Origin of the sequence: Mesorhizobium sp. L48C026A00 (assembly GCF_000502375.1) — a bacterium.
In the GTDB taxonomy this organism is placed as follows: domain Bacteria; phylum Pseudomonadota; class Alphaproteobacteria; order Rhizobiales; family Rhizobiaceae; genus Mesorhizobium; species Mesorhizobium muleiense.
Genome location: NZ_AYWU01000007.1, coordinates 71,235 through 94,095, shown reverse-complemented (window position 1 = coordinate 94,095; position 22,861 = coordinate 71,235). Strand labels below are relative to the sequence as shown.

Genomic DNA, 22,861 nt, shown 5'->3' with positions numbered 1-22,861 from the left:
CCGCGGTGTCGGCGCCATTTCTAAAACGCTGGTGATTGGCGAAACCGCTGATGACGGCGCCCCTCTCCCCGTCACTATGCGGGGAGAGGATGCCGGCAGGCAGGTGAGGGGCAGCGCCGACTTTGGCAAGTGGCTTCGTCTATTGCTCGAACTGTTCATGCCGGCTCGTCCATCGCGATCCGAAGATGCACCGGCCGGCCCGATGCTGCGAGCTTGGTTCGCGCTTGCGCCAGCGTGTCGGCGCGGCCGGTGGCAACCAGCCAGGCGGCGACGGCGCCGGCGCTGCGCTGGAAGCCGAGCGCGCAGCAGACAAGCACCGTGCCGTAGCTGCGCGCGTCCTCGATCGCCGCCACCGCTTGCGCCTGCGCCTCGGGCGAGGGCGGCAAAAGATCGACCATGGCGACAGCCGTCCAGCGGCAGGCGACGCCGCGCGGCCGCTCCAACTCGCCGGCAAGGTCGATCACCGTGCCGAATGCGCCAGCCTCGGCGACGGTGGGAAAGCGGCCGAGGAAGACACCGTCGGCAATGGCGACATGCGGCGGCAGCTTGCGCGTCCATATCCATGCATTGATCGTGGCGCCAAGCCGGTGGGGCAGCAGCAAGACACGGCTGGCCAGCGAGACGCTGCCGTCGGCCGTTTTCTGGAACACTTTGGCGCCGGCTCCGGCATAGGCGAAGGCAACGATGGCCAGCGCCAGCGCCGGCCACAGCAAGATGAGCCACAGCGCCAAAACGAAGGCGCCGGCAGCGGCGCCGGCAAGCGCCAGCGCTGCAACCAGCGCGTAGAACAGCGCCAGCCGCCGCGCGCCGGCATCAGCGGTCAGCCGGAAGCCGGCGAACGGCAATTCGCCGTGGCGCGGAAACAGCCACAGGGCGAAGAAGCCGAGCAAAGCGCCGGTCGGGATATCGATGACATGGTGCTGCCACGTCGTCAGCACCGAGGCGCCGATCAGCAAACACCAGGCATGCCAGACGACGCCGGCCATGCCTTTCAGCCGATAGCGCCAATGATCCCAGATGATGACCAGCAGCGCGATGTGCAGCGACGGCGCCTGGTTGAACGGCTTGTCGAAGCCGCCGAGGACCGCGAACATGAAGCCTGGCAGGCCCGATGTCTGCGGCCGCACGAAGGTCGCCGTCAGCGGGAACAGGATGAAACAGGCGACGGCGACGATCTGCGCCGTCAGATAGCGGCCGGCAAGCCGATCGACGCCGCGCTTGGTATCGTTGAGCAGCAGCGACAGGCCGTAGAACAGATTGATCGACCAGTAGGGCACGATCGTCCAGGCGATGAACGGGATGTTGTGCTCCCAGGCGAAGACGATGCTGCCGACATCGTCGCGCTGCGACGCCAGCCAGTTGGCGAAGCCGTAGCTCGCGTAGAAGAACGGCGCCAGAAAGACCAGCCACAGCGCCGCCCGCAGCGCGATTCCAGCGTACGGCTCGCGCGCAGGGGCAGAAGGGGCGGCAGGGCCAAGGACAGGCAAGACCATGCTCAGACGCGCCGCGCGACCGATACGGTGAAGATCCCCCACTGGTCGATGCGCTGGTCGAGCTTCTCGAAGCCGGCCGCCGCCACCAGCTGGTCCATCTCGCCTTGCGTGCGCCGGCGCATCACCCAGGCCTGGCCGCCGCGATGCGAGGTCAGGCTGCGGGCGATCATTTCGAGCTGCGGATGCCAGGGCTGGTTGGTGTAGACAAGCAGGCTGCCGGGCTGCATCGCCCTGGCCAGCCCGCCGAGCGAGCGGATGATCATGGCGTTGTCGGCAAACAATTCGTAAAGCCCGGAGACGATGGCCAGGTCCGGCGCCGGATCGAGCCCGGCAAGCATCTCGGCGTCGAAGGCGTCGGCCTGGTGGAACGAGACATCGGTCGGCAGGGGCCGCTCGGCGATCAGCTTGCAGCCGAGCGAAACGTTGAGCTCGGAAAAATCCTGCAACCGAACGCTGGCCGGCGGCTCGGTGCATTTGGCGACGGCGTCGAGCACGTAGCGGCCGTGGCCGGCAGCGATATCGACGATATGGACCGTGCGGCCGGCGGCCTTCAGCGTGCGAGTGGCGCTGCCGATCAGCTCTTCGAGATGCAGCTTGCGCTGGCGGATGCCGCGCCAGCCGATGGCGTCGAGAAAGGTGCGGTCGATCATGCGGCCGAGCGGACCGGCGCCCCGCGCCTGGTTCTCATAGACGTAGTCGAGGGTCGAGCCGGAATCGAAGCCGGTGGCGATCCCGGTCTTCATGCCTGACGACAGCCAGGCGCCCGCGCGGATCGAGGCGCGGCTCATTGCCCAATAGAGGCCTTTCGGTGACAGCAAAGCGAGCGGCGAGGCCAGCCAGTCGGCCTCGTCGCGTGTGTAGCCAACGCGGTCGGCCGCGGTCAGGTCGACGGACTTCTGTGGCGTCGAGAACTGCCTTTCGAGGAACGGCTTGATCAGGTCGAGTGCCTTGCGGCGGTCGCGTTCGCCCAGCGTGTCGTGGAAGAAGCCGGGCAGCACATGCCGCTGCTTGGCCGGGCTGGCGAGATTGACGAAGAATTCGTGCTGCGGTCCATGCCGCACAACCCAGTCGCTGCCGGAGATCAGCAATTGCGTCGGCACGGTGATGGCGCGGGCATCCGAGACGATGCGGGCGGCGTGGTCGTAGAGCTCGACCAGGATGTTGGAAGAGATCGGCCGCGTGATCAGCGGATCGGCCTCGAAGGAGGCGATGCGCTCGGGGTCATGCGTCAGGAACTTGGCCTTGACGTAGGAATTGACGAAGAAGCGGCCCTTGATCTTCTGCCACAGCGCAATGCCTTGCTTGGCGAAAGGCACGTAGAGCTTGACCGAGAAGGCCGGCGAGGCCAGTACCAAGGCGCGAATCTGCGGTGCATAATCATGCACCCAGGCGGCCGCGAGCACCGCGCCGAAAGATTGCGCGATCAGCGCGATGTCGCGCTGGGAAAAACCGTCTCTGCCAATCTCGCGCACCAAACAATCGATGTCGCGCACAAGTGCGGCAAAAGACGGCGCATAGCCGCGCTCGCCGGCCGAGCGGCCATTGCCGCGCGCGTCCCAGGCGTAGAAGGCATGGCCGGGCATATCGAGTTCGTCGACCAGATGAGCCATGCGGCCGCCGTGCTCGTGGCCGCGGTGGAACAGCACAACCGCGCCCTTGGCGGGTTGCCCGACCGCCGGCCAGTAGCGGTAGAAGATCTCGGTGCCGTCATGGCTGCGGAAGGTGCGCTCCTGCGCCACCCGCTGCTCAACTGCGGAAGCAGCAATCGTCGGTTCATGAAGCATGTTTTTCCCCAGGCGGATGCGTCCGGAATTTCAGTCGCCGCTCCCGTTAAGGCCGCTGCGTATCCGGTTGATGGCGGTCACCAGCGAGAGTGTAGCCATTGCCGGAAACACGAACGGCGTGATCGCGTCCACCCACAGGCCGCAGGCGACGAGGACGGCGACGATGCCGAGCGCCAGCGCCCGATCGCTCTTGCCGAACGGCCCGGCATAATTGCGCCCGCTGCCTGCCGCGATGCCAAGCACGCCGGCGAACTCCACAAGCACTGCTGTGACGGCAAAGGCGACGACGCCCCAGGCAGGGAAGAGAGCGGCAAAGGCCAGGATCAGCGCCAGGTCGGAGACGGCGTCGCAGAGCTCGTTGAGATACATGCCGAGTTTTGAGGCCTGGCCATGTTCGCGCGCAAGCATGCCGTCGATGGCGTTGAGCGCCATGCGCGCAAACAGCACCACCGGCATCAGCAGGAAGACCGCGCGATGGCCGGCAAGGGCCGCGACCACAACGCCGGTGGCAACCGACAGGGCGGCAGCCAGCAGCGTGATCTGGTTGGCGGTGACGCAGGCCCCGGCCAGCCGGTCGGCGAGCGGCCGCAGTCTGGCCTGGAAGGCCGGTTTCAGCGCATAAAGCGTCGGCATGTGCGAACCCCCCGGCCGCGGTGCAACTGCGGCGAAAATGATCAATTGGCGCGCAAGACGCAAGGGCGACGAGCGGTTGTACAGGGTTACGATCAGCAGCGCCCGCCCGGAACCTTACCATGCGCAGGCCTTACGGTTTGGCGGCGCCGCCTCAAGGTCGAATTCCCTAGAGCCCTCAAATGAGAACTTTACAAATACTCAAAAATATGTGAAGTTATGTCCACCAAAAGGGTCATCCATGACAGCCAGTCGTTTCGCCACACGCCTCAATTCCTTTGCCTCGCGGCCGCAGGCCGAATGGCCGGATCTTGTCGGCAAGCCGTCCATGCTGCAGATGGCGGCGCGAGCGGCGAAGGTTGCGGGGCTGACCGACCTCGACCTCAACTTTCCCGATCATGTCGATGAAAAACCTGCGGAAATGGCACAAAAACTCGGCGATCTCGGGCTTTCCATCAATGGTTTTGCCATGCGCTACTACTCCAATCCCGCCTTCAAGCTCGGCGCCTTCACCAATCCGGATCCGGCAGTTCGCCGCGAAGCCATTGACCTGACCAAGGCCGGCATCGACGCCGTGCGTGAGGCGGGCGCCAATCTGATGACGCTGTGGCTCGGCCAGGATGGCTTCGACTATGCCTTCCAGGCCGATTACGCGACGCTATGGCAACACGAAATTGATGGTATTCGTGAAGTGGCAGCGCATGATCCCGACTGCCTGATCAGCCTGGAGTACAAGCCCAACGAGCCGCGTTCCTACAGCCTGATGCCCGACGCGGCGACGACATTGCTGGCGATCCGCGAGATCGGCCTGCCCAATCTCGGCGTGACGCTCGATTTCGCCCATGTGCTCTATGCCGACGAGCAGCCGGCCTTTGCCGCAGCACTTGTGGCGCGCCACAGCAAACTCTTGGGCGTGCATCTCAACGACGGCTATGCTAAGCGCGACGACGGCCTGATGGTCGGCGCAGTGCACACGCTGCAGACGATCGAGCTGCTCCGCCAGATCCGCCGCGACGGCTACGCCGGCGCCATCTACTTCGACACCTTCCCCGACATGACCGGCCTCGATCCGGTCCACGAATGCGAAGTCAACATCGCCACCGTCAAGCGCATGCTGCGCGTCGTCGACCGGCTGGAGAAGGACAATCGCCTGTCCACCGCCATCGACCGCCAGGACGCGGTCGCGTCGCAAGCCATCATCCAGGAAGCCATGCTCGGGCCGGAGAACTGAGGCCGGCGCCGTTTTCAACAAGGGAGGAAAGACCATGAAATTTCTGCTTGCCACCGCCACCGCTGCGCTGATGGCGCTGTCCATCGGCTCGGCCTTTTCCGCGGACCTCGCGCCGCTCAATTCCGATACCGAGAAGGACCGCATCGACTGGTCGCAGCTCGAGGCCAAGTTCGGCGCGTTGCCCAAGCTGCCCGACGGCACCAGGGCGGGCGCCGTCTCCAAGACGCTGACCAACGAATACTGGCGCTCGCTGGGTGAGGGCTACAAGTCGTTCGGCGATCGCGTCGGCGTGCCGGTCGTCTACCAGGCGGCGCAGAGCGAGGGCGACCAGCTCGGCCAGCTGACAATCGCCGAAGGCCTGGTCACGCAGGGCTACAACGTGCTGCTGGTCTCGCCGCAGACCGACTCCAACCTGCAGCCGATCATGGAACAGGCCAGGGCCGCCAACGTGCCGGTGGTCAACGTCAACGACGCGGTCATCCCGCAGGCCGAGCACTATGTCGGCAATGTCCAGCGCGACAATGGGGTGCGCGTCGCCAAATGGTTCATCAAGAACCGGCCGGATGGCGGCAAGGTCGCCATCGTCGAAGGCCAGGCCGGCGTCTATGCCGCCGTCCAGCGCACCGATGGCTTCAAGACCACGATCACCGAAGCCGGCAAGTTCGAGGTCGTCGCCAGCGTGCCTGGCAACTGGGACCGCCAGACCTCCTTCGACGCGGCCAGCAACATCCTGCAGCAGCACCCCGACCTGATCGGCTTCTATGCCAACAATGACGGCATGGCGCTGGGCATCGTCGAGGCGGTCAAGGCCGCCGGCCTGCAGGACAAGGTCGCCGTCTTCGGCACCGACGGCATCTCCGACGCCTATGCCTCGATCCGCGCCGGCGAACTGACCGGCACCGTCGACAGCTTCCCGGTGCTGACCGGCGAGGTGGCGCTGGAATCGGCGCTGCGGCTGGTGGCCGGGCAGAAGCTGCCGCGCGTCGTCGCCACGCCGCAGGCGCTTATCACCAAGGACAATGCCGACCGCTATTCCGGCGCCGGCGACGCCGTGCGCAAGGCGCTGCTCGAGGACGCGGCAGCGGGCAATTAAGGGCAGGACTGCGGGTGCCGGCCGGGCTGGCGCCCTTTGCCTGGAGAATAGAACCAATGTCTGTCCCGCGGCTGCAATTCGAGGGCATTTCCAAGGTGTTTCCGGCGGTGCGAGCGCTGAGCGATGTGTCCTTTTCCGTCGGCGCCGGCGAAATCCATGGCCTGCTCGGTGAGAACGGCGCCGGCAAATCGACGCTGCTGCGCATCCTGTCGGGGGTCTACAGGCCGACCGCCGGAAGCGTGCTGATCGACGGCAGACCGGTGGCGCTGAACAATCCGGTCGCGGCGCGCGCCGCGGGCGTCGCCATGATCCATCAGGAATTGCAGCAGGTGCCGCATCTCAGCGTCGCCCAGAACATGTTCCTCGGCCATCCGCTGACGCGCGGCGGCATCTTCGTCGCCCGCCGCGAGCAGGAGCGTCGCGCTGCCGAAGCCCTCGCCGCCCTCGATCCGACGATCGATCCGGCAGTCCCGCTCGGCAGCCTGAAGGTCGCGCAGCGGCAGATCGTCGAGATCGCCCGGGCGCTTCTCGATCGGGCGCGCATCGTGGCGATGGACGAGCCGACATCGAGCCTGACGCCGAGCGAGTTCGAGCGGCTGGCCGAAGTCATTGCCGGACTGGCGCGCGACGGCGTCGCGGTCGTCTATGTCTCGCACAAGCTGGACGAGGTGTTCGGCATCTGCCAGCGCGCCACCATCATGCGCGACGGCGTCGTGGTCGAAACCATTGATCTGGCGCAAGTGTCGGAAAAAGCCGTCGTTTCGATGATGGTCGGCCGCGAGCTCGCCCAGGAACAGCACCGCTCCCACACCTCGAGCGAGGTCAGGCTGAGCGTGCGTGGCCTCGCCTCGGCGACCAAGGTCCGTGACGTCTCGTTCGACCTGCATCGCGGCGAGGTGCTGGGCGTTGCCGGCCTGGTCGGCTCGGGCCGCACCGAACTGCTGCGGCTGCTGGCCGGCGCCGACCGCGCCTCGTCGGGCAGGGTCGAGATCGACGGCAAGGCGATAAAACTTTCCAGTCCGCGCGACGCCATCGCCGCTGGCATCGGCCTGGTGCCGGAGGAGCGCAAGCGCGAAGGCATCGTGCCGCTGCGGTCGATCTCCAGCAATATGGCGTTGGCGTCGATGGGCGTGTTCGCACCGCGCGGCGTCATCGATCACACCAGGCTGAAACGGGTCGCGGCCGAGAAGATGAAGCGGGTCAATTTGCGCCCGTTCCTGCTCGACCGGCCGATCCGGCTGTTCAGCGGCGGCAACCAGCAAAAGGCGATCATCGGCCGCTGGCTGGCGGCGGGAACGCGCATCCTTTTGTTCGACGAGCCGACGCGCGGCATCGATGTCGGCGCCAAGGCGGAGATCTACCATTTGATCGAGGAGCTCGCCGCCGAAGGTCATTCGGTCGTCGTCGTGTCGTCCGAGCTTCCCGAGGTGATCCGGCTCGCCGACCGCGTGCTGGTCATGCGCGACGGCACGGTCGCCGCCGAACTCGACCGGGCTGATCTCAGCGAACAGGCGATCGCGGCGCACGCCATACCCCAATCGGAGACGCAAGGCCGGCAAGGCGCAGGGCCATCGGCCGGTGCATAACGGACAGGAGGAGCGGATGACTGATGTAACCGAACACACAGCAGCGCGCCCACGGGCTGAATTCCTGCACCGGTTTTCGCTGCGCGACGCCGGCACGCTGATCGGCCTGGTGGTGATCCTCGCCGTCTTCGGCGCGCTGGTCCCGGGCTTCTTTGCCGAGCGCAATTTGATCAACATCCTGCAGCAGTCGAGCATCAACGCCTGCCTGGCGTTGGGCATGACGCTGGTGATCATCTCGGGCGGCATCGATCTGTCGGTCGGGCCGACGGCAGCCCTTTCGGCCGTCATCTCGGCCTCGATGCTGGTTGCCGGCGTGCCGTTTCCGCTGGCCATCGCCGCCGGCTTCGCTATCGGCCTCGTCTGCGGCCTGCTCAACGGCGTGCTGGTCGCCTATGTCGGGCTGCAGCCTTTCATCGTCACGCTGGGAACGCTCAGCACCTACCGGGCGCTGGCGCTGATCTATACAGGCGGCAATCCGGTGCTCGGCCTGCCAGCCGGCTTCCGCGCCATCTTCAACGGCTCGCTGTTCGGATTGCCATTGGCGGTCATCATCGTGGCCGTGGTCGCGCTGATCGCCTGGATCATCCTCAAGAAAACGCCTTTCGGCGAATATCTGCTCGCCGTCGGCGGCAATGAGGAGGCGGCCTACATAGCCGGCGTGCCGATCGCCCGCACCAAGATCGCCGCCTACATGATCTCGGGCCTGCTGGCGGCCCTTGCCGCGCAGATCCTGATCGGCCGGCTGGGTGCCGCCGAGCCTATTCTCGGCAATCTCTGGGAGCTCGATGCGATTGCCGCGGCGGCCATCGGCGGCGCCTCGCTGATGGGCGGCAAGGGCAGCGTCGTCGGCACCATTCTGGGCGCCGTCATCCTCGGCACCATGCGCAACGGCCTGACGCTGATGAATGTCCAGTCCTTCTATCAGCTGCTGGCAACTGGCCTTATAATCCTCGCCGCGATGCTCATCGATCGCGTGACGAGGGGACGTGGATGACCTTGACCAGCCTGGATCTGAAAGCAGTAGGACCGCGGATCCGCATGATGATGCCGCATTTGACACCGCTTGAGGCGAAGGTGGTGGAAACCGTGTTCGGACGGCGCGGCTTCGACGAGACCATTCCGCTCAAGCAGATCGCCGAGGAGGCCGGCGTGTCGGAAGCGATGGTGGTCAAAATCGCCAAGAAACTGGGCTTTTCCGGCTATCGCGACTTCCGCACCGCAGTCTATGAATACAGCCGCCTGCCGACCGCAGAAATGCACCAGGAGCTGTCGGTCGACGACAGTTCGGCCGAGATCGTCCAAAAAGTCTTCCGCACCTCGATCCAGGCGCTGGAGGAGACGCTGGCGATCCTCGACATGGACGATTTCGACCGCGCCGCCGATCTTCTGTACCGCGCCAGGAACCGCGATTTCTATGGCGTCGGCGGTTCGGCGCAGATCGCGCGCGACGTCTCGCACAAATTCCTGCGCATCGGCATCCGGGCATCCGTCTACGACGATTCGCACATGATGCTGATGTCGGCCTCGCTGCTCGGCGCCGACGACGTCGCCGTCGGCTTCTCGCATTCCGGCAACACCAGCGCCGTCATCGATGCCATCCATCTCGCCCGCAAGAGCGGCGCGCGGACGCTGGCGATCACCAACTACGACAACTCGCCGCTGGCCGCCGTCGCCGACATCGTGCTGTGCTCGACCGCGCAGGGCTCGCCATTGATGGGCGAGAACGCGGCGGCGCGCATCGCCCAGCTCAACATTCTCGACGCGCTGTTCGTCGCGGTGGCGCAGCGCGACTACCAGGCGGCGGAGCGCAATCTCGGCCGCACGATGTCGGCGGTGACGTCGAAACGCCGGGACAAGGGCGGTTCATGAAAGATTGGGGCGGCTCATGAAAGATCGGGGCACATGACGGCTCCGCTGGTCACCGTGTTCGGCAGCCTGCATTACGACATCATGGTCGAAGCGCCTGACCGCCCGCGCAAGGGCGAAACCGTAACCGGCCATGCCTGGCAGCCGAAATGCGGCGGCAAGGGCGGCAACCAGGCGGTCTCGGCGGCGCGGGCCGGCGTGCGCTCGGCAATGATCGGCGCCGTCGGCGATGACGATTTCGGCCGCGCGCTTGTCGGCAATCTCGCGCGCCGCGGCGTCGACAGCCGCTTCGTGCGGGTCGCACCTGGCGCCGGCTCGGGCATGAGCGTGGCGATCTTCGACGCCGGCGGCGATTATGGCGCGGTGATCGTCTCGGGCAGCAATCTCACCTTGGGCGAGAAGGACATCGTGGCCGCGACCGAGATGGTTGCGCAAACGGCGGTGCTGCTGCTGCAGAACGAGGTGCCGGAAGCCGCCAACATTGCCGCAGCGCGGGCGGTGAAGGCGCATGGCGGCCGCGTCGTGCTCAACGCCGCCCCCGCGCGAAAACTGTCCGGCGAATTGATCGCACTCACCGATATCGTCATCGTCAACGCCATCGAGGCGGAATTCTTGGCCGGCGTTGCGGTCGTCGATACGCTCGAGGGTGCTGCCGAGGCGGCACGCATGCTGGTCGATTTCTACCCGGCCGCGATCGTCACGGCAGGCGGGGAGGGCGTTGCCTATTGCGGCCGCGACGGCCAGGCGTTCGCGCGGGCCGCCCTTCCGGTGAAGGTGGTCAGCACCCATGGCGCCGGCGACGAGTTCGTCGGCGCGTTCGCGGCAGGCCTTGCCCGCGGGCATCGGGTCGAGGCCGCACTTGCTGCCGCCAACGCCGCCGCGGCCTTGCTGGTCGCCACGCCGGAACGGCAGCGCGAGGCGATCTGAGACGGGTGGCTGCCTCCGCCCGCGATCGTGACACGAAGCGGATGGCGAGGACTTTTCACAGGCCGATAAAGCCGACAATTAATACGAAAGCCCGCCACCCCAAGGGATGACGGGCTCCGTAGCCTGTGCGCCAGGAACGCCACGGTAGCGACGCTGCTACTCAATGCTCCGTAGATACTCACTATGCGGCCTTCGCACCGTCAGGCGCATCGGCCGAACAAATGAAGCCCGTGCCTTTGGGCGGAGCGCGCGGGCCGATCGGGATGCAGCCCGATCTGCAGCCGGGCGCGGCTGGCGCGTCCGGCTGCCGATGTCGTCAGTGCTTGCTCTTGCCGGGGCTGGCGGCACTGCCACTGATGGCGATGCGCTTGGCTTTCGTCCGTGCGCGCTCCGTCTTGGGCAGCGTCACGGTGAGCACGCCGTTATGGAAGGCGGCGTTCACCTTGTCCTCCTCGACCTCGTAGCCGAGCGGGATGCGGCGCTCGAAGCGGCCGTAGAACCGCTCGGAGAACTGCCTGTCCTTGTCTTCGGTCTCGGAGCGCTTCTCGCCACGCAGCGTCAGCACGCCGTCATCGAGCATCACCTCGACGTCCTTTTCGTCCATGCCGGGAATTTCCGCGGTCACGCGGATCTCCTTCTCGCCGTCGGCGATTTCGACGCTCGGCCAGCTGCCGCGCGCCGACGAAAATCCGCTGAGCATCGGCATGCGCGTTTCGAAGCCGCGGAAGGCGTCGTCGATCAGGCGGTTCATCTCGCGATGCAACGCCATGAACGGGTCGCGGTCCTCGTCACGATAGAAGCTGGGAACCGGACTGTTCTCCCGGCCCCAGGGAATGAGATCACGAATAGCCATTGCTGTTCTCCTTTCTCGACTGGTTGTGTCAAAGGCGAACGCCAGAGATCGCCTTCGCTCAGGCGGCCTGCTTCGGCTTCTCGACCTGTCCGGCCTTCGGCGCGGCGTCTTGCTTGGCGATCGTGATGCGACGCGGCTTCATCTCTTCGGGCACTTGGCGCACGAGGTCGATCGTCAGCAGGCCGTTGTTGAGCGAGGCGCCGGTGACCGTCATGTGATCGGCAAGCTCGAAGCGCCGTGCGAACGGTCGCACCGGAAGGCCGCGATGGAGATATTCCACCTCGTCGTGTTCCTTGCGCTCGCCAGAGACGATGAGAAGGTTCGGCTCGTGGCTGATGTCGAGATCGTTCTCGGAAAAGCCGGCGACGGCGATCCTCACCCGATAGGTGTTCTCGTCGCTTCGCTCGATGTCATAGGGCGGCCAGGTTTCGACTGCCTGCGGCGCGTTTTCCAGCAGGTTGAAGATGCGGTCGAAACCGATGCTCGACCGATAGAGCGGGGAAAAGTCGAATGCGGTTCTCATAGCTACATCCTCTATGGAGCAACATAGTACGAGGGACGCCAAAGAGCTTGGCGCTCCCTGGGTTCTGCCGGTCCCATTCGGCAACCGGCAATTTTCATTTGGTTATTGTCAGGCCGAAATCAAGACCCAGATTCTGTCCCGCTGCCAGAATTTTTGTTGCCGGATTGTACTGGCCCCGATTGTGCTGGCAATGCCGGTTTCAACCGTCGTTTGAGGGTCGCGCCGGCACGCCGCATGGAGGACATCATGACCATGACACGCGACGACATCATTTCGGTGCTGGGCCCGGTCGACGACGCCGTGATCGCCGACATCGCCTCGACCGGCGCGACGATCGAAGAGTTGCGCGAGGCCTTTGCCTGGGTCGGCGCCGATGAGGCGCTGGTCAACGAGGGCCGCCCGCTGCCGTCGGCAAGGGTGGCGACGCTGATCGGACTTCTCGAACCGCCGGACGACGACATATAGCGCCGGGTTTTGGCAAGCAGACTGGGAGATGGGGGAGGTCTTGAAGCGTGCAGCCATACGAACCATCTCGTCAGTCGGGCGCCGATCGGGCTGCCTTCCTGGTTATTCTCAAAAAGAAAAGGAGGAAGTGATGAACGACGTCTCATTTTCCGGGCCGATCACGCTGAAGCTCCAATCCGTCGGAGAGCGCAAGGTCGCCAGCAGCTGGGAAGCCATCGAATGCATGCAGCAATGGCCGGACCGGGCGCGCGGCCGCAACTGGCGCGCAGCCTATCGCGCCTGCCGCGACGCGCTCGACGGTTGGCGCACCGCCCGCGAGGCGCGCACCGCCTTCGTCAAGGCGGCGCGCACCGCCGGACTGCTGGTCACGGGACGTTAATCCACCTGAATATCAATCCACCTGAACGCCAATGAAACTGAAGCCGGGGCGGAAGCGCCGTGCTGCAGAGGCGACGCCTTTTATGAAAAGCGCCGCCTTTTTTCTATTTCACTGCAGCGTAATGACGCCGTCCACCGCCCGCCATTCGGAGGGCTGAATCAGACGGTGATGGGCGACGCGCACAGAATGCAGCGGGCCCTCGATCTCACGTTCCCAAAATTCGAGGAAATGCTTCAGCGTCGGGAAATCCGGGGCGATGTCGTATTGCTGCCAGATGAAGAGCTGGAGCAGGTCCCGATAGTCGGGAAGACGAGAATGGATCTCTGCCGTCGTCAGGCCAAAACCCTGCATCTGGAGCCGGAACTCGTTGCTGACCTGGAACTCATTACCGACCATGCCCGTCTCCTTTCCGAACGATCAGGCGTCCATCCTCCGCGGAGGAAAACGCTTCCACTTCCTCATCGGTTCCGGCCGCCGGCAGACGGTGCCGGGATCGACGATGATGTCGGAAGGTTGCGCCCCGATTTCAAGCCGCATCCGTCGTTTCAAATCCTGGAATAGCGCTATTATTACAGTGCGTTATTACGGTGTGTTGGCACTCGACAACGGCGAGTGCTAAAATTTTTTCGGCGTCCTCTTGAAAGGCTGGATAGGCAGACTAATTCGATAGGCGCGTGATGCCTGAGCAGGGGTCGCGCACCGTCGCACCGACCCACTGGTCGGCTGCGAAGGGAGGTCCAAGAAAATCTGTTTGTCCTATGAGGAGAACGACATGGCGTTCCGTCCATTGCATGACCGTATCCTGGTCCGCCGCATCGAGGTCGACGAGAAGACCGCGGGCGGCATCATCATTCCTGACACAGCCAAGGAGAAGCCGCAGGAAGGCGAGGTCATCGCCGCCGGCCCCGGCGCGCGCGACGATAGCGGACAGTTGCAGCCGCTGGACGTCAAGGTCGGCGACCGCATCCTGTTCGGCAAATGGTCGGGCACCGAGATCAAGCTCAATGGCGAGGACCTGCTCATCATGAAGGAAAGCGATGTGCTGGGCGTGATTGAAATGACCGACCAGATAAAAAAGAAGGCCGCCTGAGCGGGGCCTGAACAAGCCATCAGTCAACGTAAGCTGCCTATTTGAAGGAGTTATCCAATGGCTGCCAAGGATGTGAAATTCCATACCGAAGCCCGCGAGAAGATGTTGCGCGGTGTCAACATCCTCGCCGACGCGGTGAAGGTGACGCTCGGTCCCAAGGGCCGCAATGTCATCCTCGACAAGTCATTCGGCGCCCCGCGCATCACCAAGGACGGCGTTACCGTCGCCAAGGAAATCGAGCTTGAGGACAAGTTCGAGAACATGGGCGCGCAGATGGTGCGCGAGGTCGCCTCGAAGACCAGCGACGTCGCCGGCGACGGCACCACGACCGCGACCGTTCTGGCGCAGTCGATCGTCCAGGAAGGCGCCAAGGCGGTTGCCGCCGGCATGAACCCGATGGACCTGAAGCGCGGCATCGACAAGGCGGTCGACGCCATCGTCGCTGAACTCAAGGCCAATGCCCGCAAGGTGACAAGGAACGACGAAATCGCCCAGGTCGGCGCCATCTCGGCCAATGGCGATGCCGAGATTGGCCGCTTCCTCGCCGAAGCGATGGAAAAGGTCGGCAATGAGGGCGTCATCACGGTCGAGGAGGCCAAGACCGCCGAGACTGAACTCGAAGTGGTCGAGGGCATGCAATTCGATCGCGGCTATCTCAGCCCTTATTTCATCACCAACCAGGACAAGATGCGCGTCGAGCTCGAAGAGCCCTATGTGCTGATCCACGAGAAGAAGCTGTCCAACCTGCAGGCCATGCTGCCGGTGCTCGAAGCCGCAGTGCAATCGAGCAAGCCGCTGCTGATCATCGCCGAGGATGTCGAAGGCGAGGCGCTGGCGACGCTGGTCGTCAACAAGCTGCGCGGCGGCCTGAAGGTTGCCGCCGTCAAGGCGCCGGGTTTTGGTGACCGCCGCAAGGCGATGCTGGAAGACATTGCCATCCTGACCGGCGGCACGGCCATCAGCGAGGATCTCGGCATCAAGCTCGAAAACGTCACGCTGGAGATGCTCGGCCGCGCCAAGAAGGTGCTGATCGAGAAGGAGAACACCACGATCGTCGACGGTGCCGGCCGCAAGGACGAGATCCAGGCGCGCATCAGCCAGATCAAGGCGCAGATCGAGGAGACCACCTCCGACTATGACCGCGAGAAGCTGCAGGAGCGGCTGGCCAAGCTCGCCGGCGGCGTCGCCGTCATCCGCGTCGGCGGCTCGACCGAGGTCGAGGTCAAGGAGCGCAAGGACCGCGTCGACGACGCCATGCACGCCACCCGCGCTGCGGTCGAGGAAGGCATACTGCCTGGCGGCGGCGTGGCGCTGCTCAGGGCAGCGAAGGCGCTCGACAATGTCGCCGTCGACAACCCCGACCAGAGGACCGGCGTCGAGATCGTGCGTCGGGCCATCGAGCAGCCGGTGCGCCAGATCGCCGAGAATGCCGGTGCGGAAGGCTCGATCATCGTCGGCAAGCTGCGCGAGAAGACCGAATTCGGCTATGGCTGGAACGCCCAGACCAATGAGTTCGGCGATCTCTACGCGCAGGGCGTGATCGACCCGGCCAAGGTGGTGCGCGCCGCTCTGCAGGACGCCGCGTCGGTCGCCGGCCTGCTGGTAACCACCGAGGCGATGGTGGCCGAGAAGCCGAAGAAGGAAGCTGCCGCACCGGCAATGCCCGGCGGTGGCGGCATGGACTACTAAGGTCAGGCCTCCAAAGCGAGGCTTCTGAACGGCAGATGGACCGTGTCCGCCAAAGCGGGCACGGTTTTGCCGGTCCGGGATTAATGCGGAGCAGGTGTTGCGATGGATGTGATGGACAGTTTTGGAAAGATCGCGGCGCCGACCCGCCCGAAGAACGATTTCAACTACGAAACCGATTGCAGGGCGGCGCTGGCGCCCCTGGTCGACGGCTTGCTGGACATGGCCGAGCAGGCCGGCTGGGATCGCCGCAAGGCGGCCTATACGCTGATGTTCCTGTCGGCCCAACGCGTCGGGGCCGGCCAGGAGGAGCATAAATGATTGCCGCGCGCATGCCTGCGCCTGTTGCGTTGGAATGGAGACAGTTGAACCGGAAAGGAGAGTGTCATGGACCGTTCTTCTTTTGAAAAGCCGGTCACCATCCTTACCGGCCTCGGCACGCCGACCAGGATAGAAAGCGCGGCTGAGGCCCATGCGCTGCTTGCCGACTGGCCGCGGGCGAGCCGGCCGGCCGCGCATGACATCGCCGCCAAAGCCTGCCGGGCGGCGATGGACGGAGAGATCGACGCCGAGACGGCGCGGGCGACCTTCGTGGCGTTCGCCCGCCGCAACGATCTTCTCGCGCCGCTGACGAGTCCTACCGTTGCCGGCGGGACAGTCATCGATTGGGCAACGCGTTCGCAGCGTCTCAACGCACCGGCATGAACGCGGCTTTTCCCCAAGTTGGAGAATGGCGAAAGCCGCAGCAACATCCAATCTCCCCCCNAACGCACCGGCATGAACGCGGCTTTTCCCCAAGTTGGAGAATGGCGAAAGCCGCAGCAACATCCAATCTCCCCCCTTGAGGGGGAGATGTCCGGCAGGACAGAGGGGGGTGCCTCGCGCCAACGTTGCGCATCTCCGCGCCTGCCAAGCCGGCTACGATCACGACCTCGCGCATCTGGCGCATGTGCCGCGGTTACGGGGAGGTACGGATAGTGGTGCGCTGCCTTTGATCTCTCCGCCCTACGGTCGAGGACCCCCCTCTGTCCTGCCGGACATCTCCCCCTCAAGGGGGGAGATTGGCAGCTTCGCCGGTAGCGCTTCTTCTGACATTGGCGAAAGCCGAAGCGACATCCAATCTCCCCCTTGAGGGGGTACTGCCCCGCCAGCGTTGCGCGATCAGCTCCGCGAGCAACACTCAACGCATCTCTGCGCCTGCCAGGCCGGCCACGATCACGATGTGCTGGCAGACATTGTCGATGTCGCGAATGACGTCGTCGTTCCAGAAACGCAGGATGGTCCAGCCAGTCGCCTCCAACCTCGAGCTTCTGTAAGCATCCGATGCCGAGGCTTCGGCCTGAGCGTGCTGGGAGCCGTCGAGTTCGACGATCAGCTTTTTGTCCGGACAGGCAAAATCGACAATGTAGCCGGCTATCGGCATCTGTCGCCGAAACGCCAATCCCATGAGACGGTGCGCCCTGATCTCGTTCCAGAGCTTCAGCTCGGCGTCCGTCATGGTCTTGCGCATCTTGCGCGCATTGCCGCGGTTGTTCGGAGGTACGTGATAGTGGTTCACTGCTTCTATTCCCTCCGCGCGAAACTTGCCTATCCCTATGCGCCGCGCTTGAACACCCCCCTCTGTCCTGCCGGACATCTCCCCCTCAAAGGGGGAGATTGGCAGCTTCGCCGGTAGCGCTTCTTCTGAGATTGGCGAAAGGCGAAGCGACATCCAATCTCCCCCCTTGAGGGGGGAAATGTCCGGTAGGACAGAGGGGGTACTGTCCCACCTACCTAGGTCTGTATTGCCCCTCGGACTACCGCCTTACCCGTGATTTCAGCCAGCGGTCAAAGGCCACGGCGAGGATCAGGATCAGGCCGATGACGATGCTTTGCGTGTAGGACGAGACGTTGTTGAACTGCAGCCCGTTCTGCAGCACGCCGATCAGTGCTGCACCCACCACCGTGCCGCCGACCGAGCCAATGCCGCCGAACAGCGAGGTGCCGCCGATGACCACCGCCGAGATCACGGTCAGCTCGTAGCCGATGCCGGCGACGGCTTCCGAGGAATTGAGCCTGGCCGACAGCACGAAGGCGGCAAGGCCGGCGAAGAAGCCGACGATGATGTAGACCGAGATCAGGATGCGGTCGACGCGCAGGCCGGACAGCCGCGCCGCCTCGGCATTGCCACCGACGGCGTAGACGGCGCGGCCGTAGCGCGTGTAGCGCAGGACAATGTGGCAGAGGATGGCCGCCGCAGCGAAAATGATCGCCGGCACCGGCACCGGGCCGATTAGCCCGGTGCCGAACCAGCGCATCGAAGCGTCGAAGCCGGAGATCGGGCCGCCATTGGAGATCGTCAGCGTCAGGCCGCGAAACACGGTGAGGCCGCCGAGCGTAACGACGAAGGGTGGCACTTTCAGCCGGGTGATGGCAAAGCCCTGGACGCCGCCGGCCAGGGCGCCGACGACGACGGCGGCCAGAAGGGCTGCGAACCAGCCATAGCCTTGTGCGCCGGACGTCGACAGCGACAGCGTGTTGGCGGTGCCGCCCTTGGCCACCACCGCCGCGACCATGCCGCAGAAAGCCAGCAGCGAGCCGACCGACAGGTCAATGCCGGCGGTGAGGATGACGAAGGTCATGCCGAGCGCGATCAGCCCGGTGATCGAGATCTGCCGCATGATGTTGAAGATGTTGATCGGGTCGATGAAGCTCGGCTTCAGCACGGTGAAGACGACGATCAGCAGCGCCAGGAACATCAGCGGGCCGAAGCTCATCAGCAGGCGCGCGACATTGATGCCGCCGCGCTGGCTCTGTTCGGTCGTGCTGGTCATTGCGTCGCTTCCTGCGTTTGATCGAGCGCCATCAGTTCCATCAGTTTTTCCTCGGTCGCCTCGATGCCTGGCATCTCGCCGGTGATGCGGCCGCGCCGCATGGTGACGATCCTGTCCGACACCGCAAGCACTTCGGGCAATTCCGACGAGATCATCATGATGGCGATGCCGCGCCCGGCGAGCTGCACCAGGATCTGGTGCACCTCGGCCTTGGCGCCGACATCGACGCCGCGCGTCGGCTCGTCGACGATCAGCACCTTGGGGTCGCGCGCCAGCCAGCGGGCGAGGATGACCTTCTGCTGGTTGCCGCCGGACAGCCCTTCGATGGGCTGCTCGGGCGAGGCCATGCGGATCGACAACGTTTTTCTGTAGCTCGCCAGCGCCTGGCGCTCGCGGCGCTCGGCCATGAAGCCGAGAGCGTTGGAGTAGCGGCCGAGCGCTGCGACGGAAAAGTTGGTGAGGATGCCGAGCGCGGCGAAGATCGCCTGATGCTTGCGGTCTTCCGGCACCAGGCCGATGCCGAGGGCGATGGCGTCGGCGGGTGTTTCAGGCGCGATCGTCTTGCCGTCGAGGGTGATGGTGCCGGCGGCGATGCGGTCGGCGCCGAAGATGGCGCGGGCAAGCTCGGTGCGGCCGGAGCCGACGAGGCCGGCGACGCCGAGGATCTCGCCCGCCTTGAGGTCGAGATCGATACCTTCGAGCACGATGGCGTGCGGCGCCTGCGGATCGCGCACCGTGCGCAGGCCGCGCACGGAAAGCCTGACGTCGCCGGCGACGTCGCGCAGCGTCGGCCTGGCATAAAGCTCGGACGCGGCGCGGCCGACCATTTTTTCGATGATTTTCGGCAGCTTGATCGGCCCGCCATCGCGGTCGAGATGGCCGGCCAGCCTGCCGTCGCGCAGCACCGTCATGCGGTCGCAGATCGCAGAGGCCTCTTCCAGCCTGTGGGTGACGAACATGATGGCGACGCCGTCCTTGCGCAGCCGGCCCATGATCGACATCAGTTTTTGCACTTCGGTTTCGGTCAGCGCCGAGGTCGGCTCGTCCATGATGATGAGCCGGCTCTTCAGCGACAGCGCGCGGGCGATCTCGACCAGCTGCTGCTCCGCCACCGACAGCGCCGACACCGGCGTCGCCGGGTCGAGGTCGAGGCCGACGCGGGCGATGATCGCGCGCGAGTCTACCTCCATCTTCCGCCAGCTGACCAGGCCGAAGCGCCCGAGCGGCGCGCGGCCGATAAAAATATTCTCCGCCACGGTCAGCGTCGGGATCAGGCTCAGTTCCTGGTAGATGGTGACGATGCCGAGGCGCTTGGCATCCTGCGGATTGTGCGGATTGAATTCGACGCCGTCGAAGACGATGCGGCCGCTGGACGGCGGCATCACGCCGGACAGGATCTTGAGCAGCGTCGACTTGCCGGCGCCGTTCTCGCCGAGCAGGCCGAGGATTTCGCCGGGCCGAACCTCGAGCGAGACATCGCTCAGCGCGGTGACGCCGGCAAAGCGCTTGGTCACGCCCTCGACGGCGAGGAGGGGGGTATTGGGCGACGCAGTGGCTTCGGCTGGCAAAGCTTTTCCCTCGATGCAGTTGTTCACGCCGCGCTTGAACACCCCCCTCTGTCCTGCCGGCCAGAGGGGGGGTGCTGTCCCACCGGCCTCGCCAATTGGCCTACTTCGTCTCGCCCAGCCTTTCCGCCTTGTCGAGATTGTCCTTGCCGATGACGATCGGCGTCAGCAGCACGAGCTTTTCCTTCGGCTCGGTCTTGTCCCTGGCATAGGCGACGGCGATCTGCACCGCGGTGCGCGACTGCTCGCCGGGGAACTGTTCGACCGTGCCGGCCAGCTTGCCGTCGCGCACGGCGACCAGCGCTTCGGGAAGTGCATCGAAGCCGTAGATCTTGACGTCGGTGAAGTTGCGCGCCGCGCAGGCTTCAACCGCGCCCAGCGCCATGTCGTCATTGGCGCAGATGATCGCGTCGGGCTTGCCGTTGGCGGCAAGGCCGGCCTCGGTGACCGAGAGCGCCTCGGCGCGGGCGAAATTGGCGGTCTGCTCGAAGATGATCTGGTACTTGTCCTTCATCGGATCGAGGACGTTGTGCACGCCCTTGTTGCGGTCGATCGCCGGCCCGGCACCGGGCTGGCCCTGCAGATGGAAGATCTTGGCGCCGTTCGGGAAAGCCGCCACCATGGCCTGCGCTTCGGCCTCGCCGCCCTTGACGTTGTCGGCGCCGACATGGGCGAGGATGCCTTCGACCCCGTCGACGCGGCGGTCGATGGTGACGACGGGGACGCCGGCCTGGATCGCTTGCTCGATGGCCGGGGCCAGCGCGTTGACGTCGAGTGGCGAGATGACGATGGCGTTGACCTTCTGCACGAGCGCTGCCTCGATATCGGCGGTCTGCTTGGGCGCCGAGTTCTGGCCGTCGCTTTCGACAAGATTGACGCCCTGCGCCTGCGCTTCCGCCTTGATCTGGTTCAGCATGTGCACGAAGAACGGAAAGCCGAGGCTCGGCACCGAACCAAGGATGGTCAGCTTGTCCTGGGCGAAAGCCAGTTGCGGAGCGGCCAGCGCCATCGTGCCCATCGCCACGGACGACAGCAGGAATTCACGTCTGTTGATCAATTTAGTCTCCTCCCACATGAGCGCATGAACCCGAAAACCGGTTCCGGTTTTCCGAAAATTCCTGCGTCGATCCAGAAATGGAGTGTCCTTTGAGCGCCCAAGGGGACGCAACGGCGCTCCAGCCGGTCCACCGCGACGTTCTCCTCCGCTCGGCGCCGGCGGGCGGATGCTAGCCAAGGCCGGAGATTTGCGCAAGAACGCGCGGATCCGACACAGGGCCGCGTCACGCGCCCAACGCTCCGATGCTGCTCATGGTGTTGTCGGCAATTGCGCTTCATCCCATCCGGCCAACTCGAGACCGGATCGTATCCGCTCCCGATCTTCCGAGCGCATCATATGAAGGTCCGCCATGATTTCCTGCACGGTCAGCCCGGGGTTTAGGCGACGGCCCTCCCTGGTGCAGGCCCTTGCCTTGTCGATATTGCCGTCAAGCGCGTGACAAGCCGCCAGCCGCGACCATTGCCAGGCACTTTTTCGCGGAAGGCAGGAAAAAGACGCGGCCGCTTCCGGGTAGCGGCCAACGACAAGCAGGGCCTCACCCCGGTCGTAATAATACCAGGCGGGATGCATCGGATTGAGTTGGATCGCCTGGTCCAGCAGCACCAGGCCGGCCTCGCCATGGCCGCGTATGACCTCGAAGAAGCCCGTCTGGGCCAACGTGTCGGCATCATAGGGGTTCAGATCCAACGCGCGCGCGAAATGGCGTGCGGCGGCGTCGAATTCGGCCAGGTAGAGGAGGATCAACGCCAGGATGCGATGGCAGCGTGCCTCGTCCGGGCTGAGTGCAGTGGCGTGCAAGGCCCGGTCCCGAGCCTGATCGAGCAAGGCGCGGGGCGCACCGCCATAGCCGCCTATGATTGTGTCCGCCAAGGCGAGATAGGCGTGAGCGAGCCCCGAATCCGGATCGCGTTCGAGCGCCTTCAGCAAATGTTCGCGGGCCTGCTGGTTGACACCCTCGCCATAGCTGCGCAGCAGTGCCATGCCGCGCAGGATATGGACGTAGGCCTCAATGTTGGCGGCGGGCGCGGGGGACATGCGCCGCATCGCCGCGCTCTCGATGTTGGCAACCAGCGCGGTCGCGATCCGTTGCGCCACCATCCTTTGAAAGACGAAGATATCGCTGGTCCTGAACGAAAATGCCTGCGCCCAGATGCGCCGGCCGGACGATGTCTCGGACAGCACGACATGCGTGCTGTAACCATCCTCAGCGCTCTCGACGCTGCCTTCCGCAACATAGTCGGCGCCGAGACGCTCAGCAGTCGCCCAGATGTCCTGGTCGGAATGTTCGGCAAGCGCGAAGGCCGAATGGCGCGCCAGCACCGCGATGGTCTTGAAGTAGGAAAGCGCGTTGATAATCTCCTCGACCGCGCCGTCGAAGAGCGGCTTTGCCGTCGCATCGTCAATGTTAACGCGAAACGGCAGGATGGCGACCATCGGCTCGGGCGCTCGTTCAATCTGAACCGCAGCGCTGGCCGGCGGCAGCGAAGCGGACAGATCGTCGGCAGCCTGGAACATGTAGCCGCGCCGGGGCACGGTGCGAACCAGCGACTGCGTCTCGTCGCCTATGCATTTGCGCACATCGCGAATGCATTGCGTGAGCGAATCCTCTGTCACGATGGTGTTGGGCCAGACCGCTTGGAACAGTTCGTCCTTGCTCAGCACACGGCCGGGATTGCGCACCAGGAAGGCCAGCAGCTCGAAGGTCTTTGGCCGCACCGGCACGATCTCGCCGTCACGCCGCAATGTGCCGCGGTCGAGATCGAGAACCGAGCTGCCGACCTGGTGTGCCAAGCTCCTGCACCACCGCTGCGCCTGATTGC

General features: G+C 64.9%; 23 protein-coding genes. 12 read left to right on the top strand and 11 right to left on the bottom strand.

All coding sequences use genetic code 11. From position 1 onward, the window contains the following. Window positions 1-155: 155 nt before the first annotated feature. The 3 genes from X738_RS57045 to X738_RS57035 are packed head-to-tail and all read right to left on the bottom strand — an operon-like array spanning window position 156 to window position 3,910. Entirely contained in the window at window positions 156-1,493 is a 1,338-nt protein-coding gene (locus tag X738_RS57045) for a phosphatase PAP2/dual specificity phosphatase family protein (RefSeq protein WP_023799053.1), read from the bottom strand. 2 nt (window positions 1,494-1,495) lie between these two features. Further along, the gene (locus tag X738_RS57040) at window positions 1,496-3,277 is read right to left on the bottom strand and encodes a bifunctional alpha/beta hydrolase/class I SAM-dependent methyltransferase (protein ID WP_023799052.1); all 1,782 of its coding nucleotides are present in this window, start codon (window positions 3,275-3,277) and stop codon (window positions 1,496-1,498) included. A 30-nt stretch (window positions 3,278-3,307) separates the two neighbouring features. Continuing rightward, window positions 3,308-3,910, bottom strand: coding sequence for a CDP-alcohol phosphatidyltransferase family protein (locus X738_RS57035; protein WP_023799051.1), 603 nt, complete (start codon window positions 3,908-3,910; stop codon window positions 3,308-3,310). 238 nt (window positions 3,911-4,148) lie between these two features. On the opposite strand from X738_RS57035, the gene X738_RS57030 reads away from it, so the two are divergent. From X738_RS57030 to X738_RS57005, 6 genes are read left to right on the top strand one after another with little or no spacing between them, the layout of a single operon-like run. Further along, window positions 4,149-5,138 carry a TIM barrel protein gene (locus X738_RS57030; RefSeq protein ID WP_023799050.1) on the top strand — a complete coding sequence of 330 codons (990 nt, stop codon included), beginning with the start codon at window positions 4,149-4,151 and terminating at the stop codon, window positions 5,136-5,138. A gap of 34 nt (window positions 5,139-5,172) precedes the next feature. Further along, the gene (locus X738_RS57025) at window positions 5,173-6,231 is read left to right on the top strand and encodes a sugar ABC transporter substrate-binding protein (protein WP_023799049.1); all 1,059 of its coding nucleotides are present in this window, start codon (window positions 5,173-5,175) and stop codon (window positions 6,229-6,231) included. Window positions 6,232-6,287: 56 nt separating this feature from the next. Further along, window positions 6,288-7,817, top strand: a complete 1,530-nt coding sequence (locus X738_RS57020; RefSeq protein ID WP_023799048.1) for a sugar ABC transporter ATP-binding protein — start codon at window positions 6,288-6,290, stop codon at window positions 7,815-7,817. 16 nt (window positions 7,818-7,833) lie between these two features. Next, on the top strand, window positions 7,834-8,811 hold the full coding sequence (locus X738_RS57015; protein WP_023799047.1) for an ABC transporter permease: 978 nt from the start codon (window positions 7,834-7,836) through the stop codon (window positions 8,809-8,811). Then, on the top strand, window positions 8,808-9,686 hold the full coding sequence (locus X738_RS57010; RefSeq protein WP_023799046.1) for a MurR/RpiR family transcriptional regulator: 879 nt from the start codon (window positions 8,808-8,810) through the stop codon (window positions 9,684-9,686). Before X738_RS57015 ends, X738_RS57010 begins: the two co-directional genes overlap by 4 nt. Window positions 9,687-9,719: 33 nt before the next feature. Further along, the gene (locus X738_RS57005) at window positions 9,720-10,610 is read left to right on the top strand and encodes a ribokinase (protein WP_023799045.1); all 891 of its coding nucleotides are present in this window, start codon (window positions 9,720-9,722) and stop codon (window positions 10,608-10,610) included. Between the two features lie 316 nt (window positions 10,611-10,926). On the opposite strand, the gene X738_RS57000 is transcribed toward X738_RS57005, so the two are convergent. Both X738_RS57000 and X738_RS56995 read right to left on the bottom strand, forming a co-directional pair. Next, window positions 10,927-11,463: an Hsp20/alpha crystallin family protein gene (locus tag X738_RS57000; protein ID WP_023799044.1), complete on the bottom strand. Its 537-nt coding sequence runs from the start codon at window positions 11,461-11,463 to the stop codon at window positions 10,927-10,929. A 58-nt stretch (window positions 11,464-11,521) separates the two neighbouring features. Beyond that, window positions 11,522-11,986, bottom strand: coding sequence for an Hsp20 family protein (locus X738_RS56995; protein WP_023799043.1), 465 nt, complete (start codon window positions 11,984-11,986; stop codon window positions 11,522-11,524). A gap of 246 nt (window positions 11,987-12,232) precedes the next feature. Here X738_RS56995 and X738_RS56990 point away from each other — a divergent pair, with 246 nt between their 5' ends. Both X738_RS56990 and X738_RS56985 read left to right on the top strand, forming a co-directional pair. Beyond that, window positions 12,233-12,451, top strand: coding sequence for a hypothetical protein (locus X738_RS56990; RefSeq protein WP_023799042.1), 219 nt, complete (start codon window positions 12,233-12,235; stop codon window positions 12,449-12,451). 130 nt (window positions 12,452-12,581) lie between these two features. Beyond that, on the top strand, window positions 12,582-12,830 hold the full coding sequence (locus X738_RS56985) for a DUF982 domain-containing protein (RefSeq protein WP_023799041.1): 249 nt from the start codon (window positions 12,582-12,584) through the stop codon (window positions 12,828-12,830). 108 nt (window positions 12,831-12,938) lie between these two features. Here the strand turns inward: X738_RS56985 and X738_RS56980 are convergent, their stop codons facing one another. Continuing rightward, complete coding sequence (locus X738_RS56980) at window positions 12,939-13,226, bottom strand: usg protein (protein WP_023799040.1); 288 nt, start codon at window positions 13,224-13,226, stop codon at window positions 12,939-12,941. 376 nt (window positions 13,227-13,602) lie between these two features. Between X738_RS56980 and X738_RS56975 the strand changes: the two genes are divergently transcribed. The 4 genes from X738_RS56975 (at window position 13,603) to X738_RS56960 (ending at window position 16,311) form a co-directional block, all read left to right on the top strand. Further along, window positions 13,603-13,920 (top strand): co-chaperone GroES, encoded by a 318-nt coding sequence (locus tag X738_RS56975; RefSeq protein WP_023799038.1) that lies wholly within the window; start codon window positions 13,603-13,605, stop codon window positions 13,918-13,920. A 57-nt stretch (window positions 13,921-13,977) separates the two neighbouring features. Then, entirely contained in the window at window positions 13,978-15,609 is a 1,632-nt protein-coding gene (gene groL, locus X738_RS56970; RefSeq protein ID WP_023799037.1) for a chaperonin GroEL, read from the top strand. Between the two features lie 111 nt (window positions 15,610-15,720). Next, window positions 15,721-15,927 carry a hypothetical protein gene (locus X738_RS56965; RefSeq protein WP_245277651.1) on the top strand — a complete coding sequence of 69 codons (207 nt, stop codon included), beginning with the start codon at window positions 15,721-15,723 and terminating at the stop codon, window positions 15,925-15,927. Window positions 15,928-15,993: 66 nt separating this feature from the next. Further along, on the top strand, window positions 15,994-16,311 hold the full coding sequence (locus tag X738_RS56960; protein ID WP_023799035.1) for a DUF982 domain-containing protein: 318 nt from the start codon (window positions 15,994-15,996) through the stop codon (window positions 16,309-16,311). 475 nt (window positions 16,312-16,786) lie between these two features. Here X738_RS56960 and X738_RS56955 read toward each other — a convergent pair whose 3' ends face one another. The 5 genes from X738_RS56955 to X738_RS56935 all read right to left on the bottom strand — a co-directional run bounded on the left by X738_RS56955 (window position 16,787) and on the right by X738_RS56935 (window position 22,832). After that, complete coding sequence (locus X738_RS56955) at window positions 16,787-17,164, bottom strand: endonuclease domain-containing protein (RefSeq protein ID WP_023799034.1); 378 nt, start codon at window positions 17,162-17,164, stop codon at window positions 16,787-16,789. Window positions 17,165-17,402: 238 nt separating this feature from the next. Beyond that, a complete protein-coding gene (locus X738_RS56950) occupies window positions 17,403-18,419 on the bottom strand; it encodes an ABC transporter permease (RefSeq protein WP_023799033.1) in 1,017 nt (338 codons plus the stop codon). Next, the gene (locus tag X738_RS56945) at window positions 18,416-19,987 is read right to left on the bottom strand and encodes a sugar ABC transporter ATP-binding protein (RefSeq protein ID WP_023799032.1); all 1,572 of its coding nucleotides are present in this window, start codon (window positions 19,985-19,987) and stop codon (window positions 18,416-18,418) included. Before X738_RS56945 ends, X738_RS56950 begins: the two co-directional genes overlap by 4 nt. 100 nt (window positions 19,988-20,087) lie before the next feature. Continuing rightward, entirely contained in the window at window positions 20,088-21,038 is a 951-nt protein-coding gene (locus X738_RS56940; RefSeq protein WP_023799031.1) for a substrate-binding domain-containing protein, read from the bottom strand. 252 nt (window positions 21,039-21,290) lie between these two features. Continuing rightward, window positions 21,291-22,832, bottom strand: a complete 1,542-nt coding sequence (locus tag X738_RS56935) for a winged helix-turn-helix domain-containing protein (RefSeq protein ID WP_023799030.1) — start codon at window positions 22,830-22,832, stop codon at window positions 21,291-21,293. Window positions 22,833-22,861 lie beyond the last annotated feature (29 nt).

Excerpts from the sequence above, each read along its gene's own strand:
- X738_RS57045 (WP_023799053.1), bottom strand. The coding sequence starts at position 1,493 with ATGGTCTTGCCTGTCCTTGGCCCTGCCGCCCCTTCTGCCCCTGCGCGC.
- X738_RS57040 (WP_023799052.1), bottom strand. The coding sequence starts at position 3,277 with ATGCTTCATGAACCGACGATTGCTGCTTCCGCAGTTGAGCAGCGGGTG.
- X738_RS57035 (WP_023799051.1), bottom strand. The coding sequence starts at position 3,910 with ATGCCGACGCTTTATGCGCTGAAACCGGCCTTCCAGGCCAGACTGCGG.
- X738_RS57030 (WP_023799050.1), top strand. The coding sequence starts at position 4,149 with ATGACAGCCAGTCGTTTCGCCACACGCCTCAATTCCTTTGCCTCGCGG.
- X738_RS57025 (WP_023799049.1), top strand. The coding sequence starts at position 5,173 with ATGAAATTTCTGCTTGCCACCGCCACCGCTGCGCTGATGGCGCTGTCC.
- X738_RS57020 (WP_023799048.1), top strand. The coding sequence starts at position 6,288 with ATGTCTGTCCCGCGGCTGCAATTCGAGGGCATTTCCAAGGTGTTTCCG.
- X738_RS57015 (WP_023799047.1), top strand. The coding sequence starts at position 7,834 with ATGACTGATGTAACCGAACACACAGCAGCGCGCCCACGGGCTGAATTC.
- X738_RS57010 (WP_023799046.1), top strand. The coding sequence starts at position 8,808 with ATGACCTTGACCAGCCTGGATCTGAAAGCAGTAGGACCGCGGATCCGC.
- X738_RS57005 (WP_023799045.1), top strand. The coding sequence starts at position 9,720 with ATGACGGCTCCGCTGGTCACCGTGTTCGGCAGCCTGCATTACGACATC.
- X738_RS57000 (WP_023799044.1), bottom strand. The coding sequence starts at position 11,463 with ATGGCTATTCGTGATCTCATTCCCTGGGGCCGGGAGAACAGTCCGGTT.
- X738_RS56995 (WP_023799043.1), bottom strand. The coding sequence starts at position 11,986 with ATGAGAACCGCATTCGACTTTTCCCCGCTCTATCGGTCGAGCATCGGT.
- X738_RS56990 (WP_023799042.1), top strand. The coding sequence starts at position 12,233 with ATGACCATGACACGCGACGACATCATTTCGGTGCTGGGCCCGGTCGAC.
- X738_RS56985 (WP_023799041.1), top strand. The coding sequence starts at position 12,582 with ATGAACGACGTCTCATTTTCCGGGCCGATCACGCTGAAGCTCCAATCC.
- X738_RS56980 (WP_023799040.1), bottom strand. The coding sequence starts at position 13,226 with ATGGTCGGTAATGAGTTCCAGGTCAGCAACGAGTTCCGGCTCCAGATG.
- X738_RS56975 (WP_023799038.1), top strand. The coding sequence starts at position 13,603 with ATGGCGTTCCGTCCATTGCATGACCGTATCCTGGTCCGCCGCATCGAG.
- groL (WP_023799037.1), top strand. The coding sequence starts at position 13,978 with ATGGCTGCCAAGGATGTGAAATTCCATACCGAAGCCCGCGAGAAGATG.
- X738_RS56965 (WP_245277651.1), top strand. The coding sequence starts at position 15,721 with ATGGACAGTTTTGGAAAGATCGCGGCGCCGACCCGCCCGAAGAACGAT.
- X738_RS56960 (WP_023799035.1), top strand. The coding sequence starts at position 15,994 with ATGGACCGTTCTTCTTTTGAAAAGCCGGTCACCATCCTTACCGGCCTC.
- X738_RS56950 (WP_023799033.1), bottom strand. The coding sequence starts at position 18,419 with ATGACCAGCACGACCGAACAGAGCCAGCGCGGCGGCATCAATGTCGCG.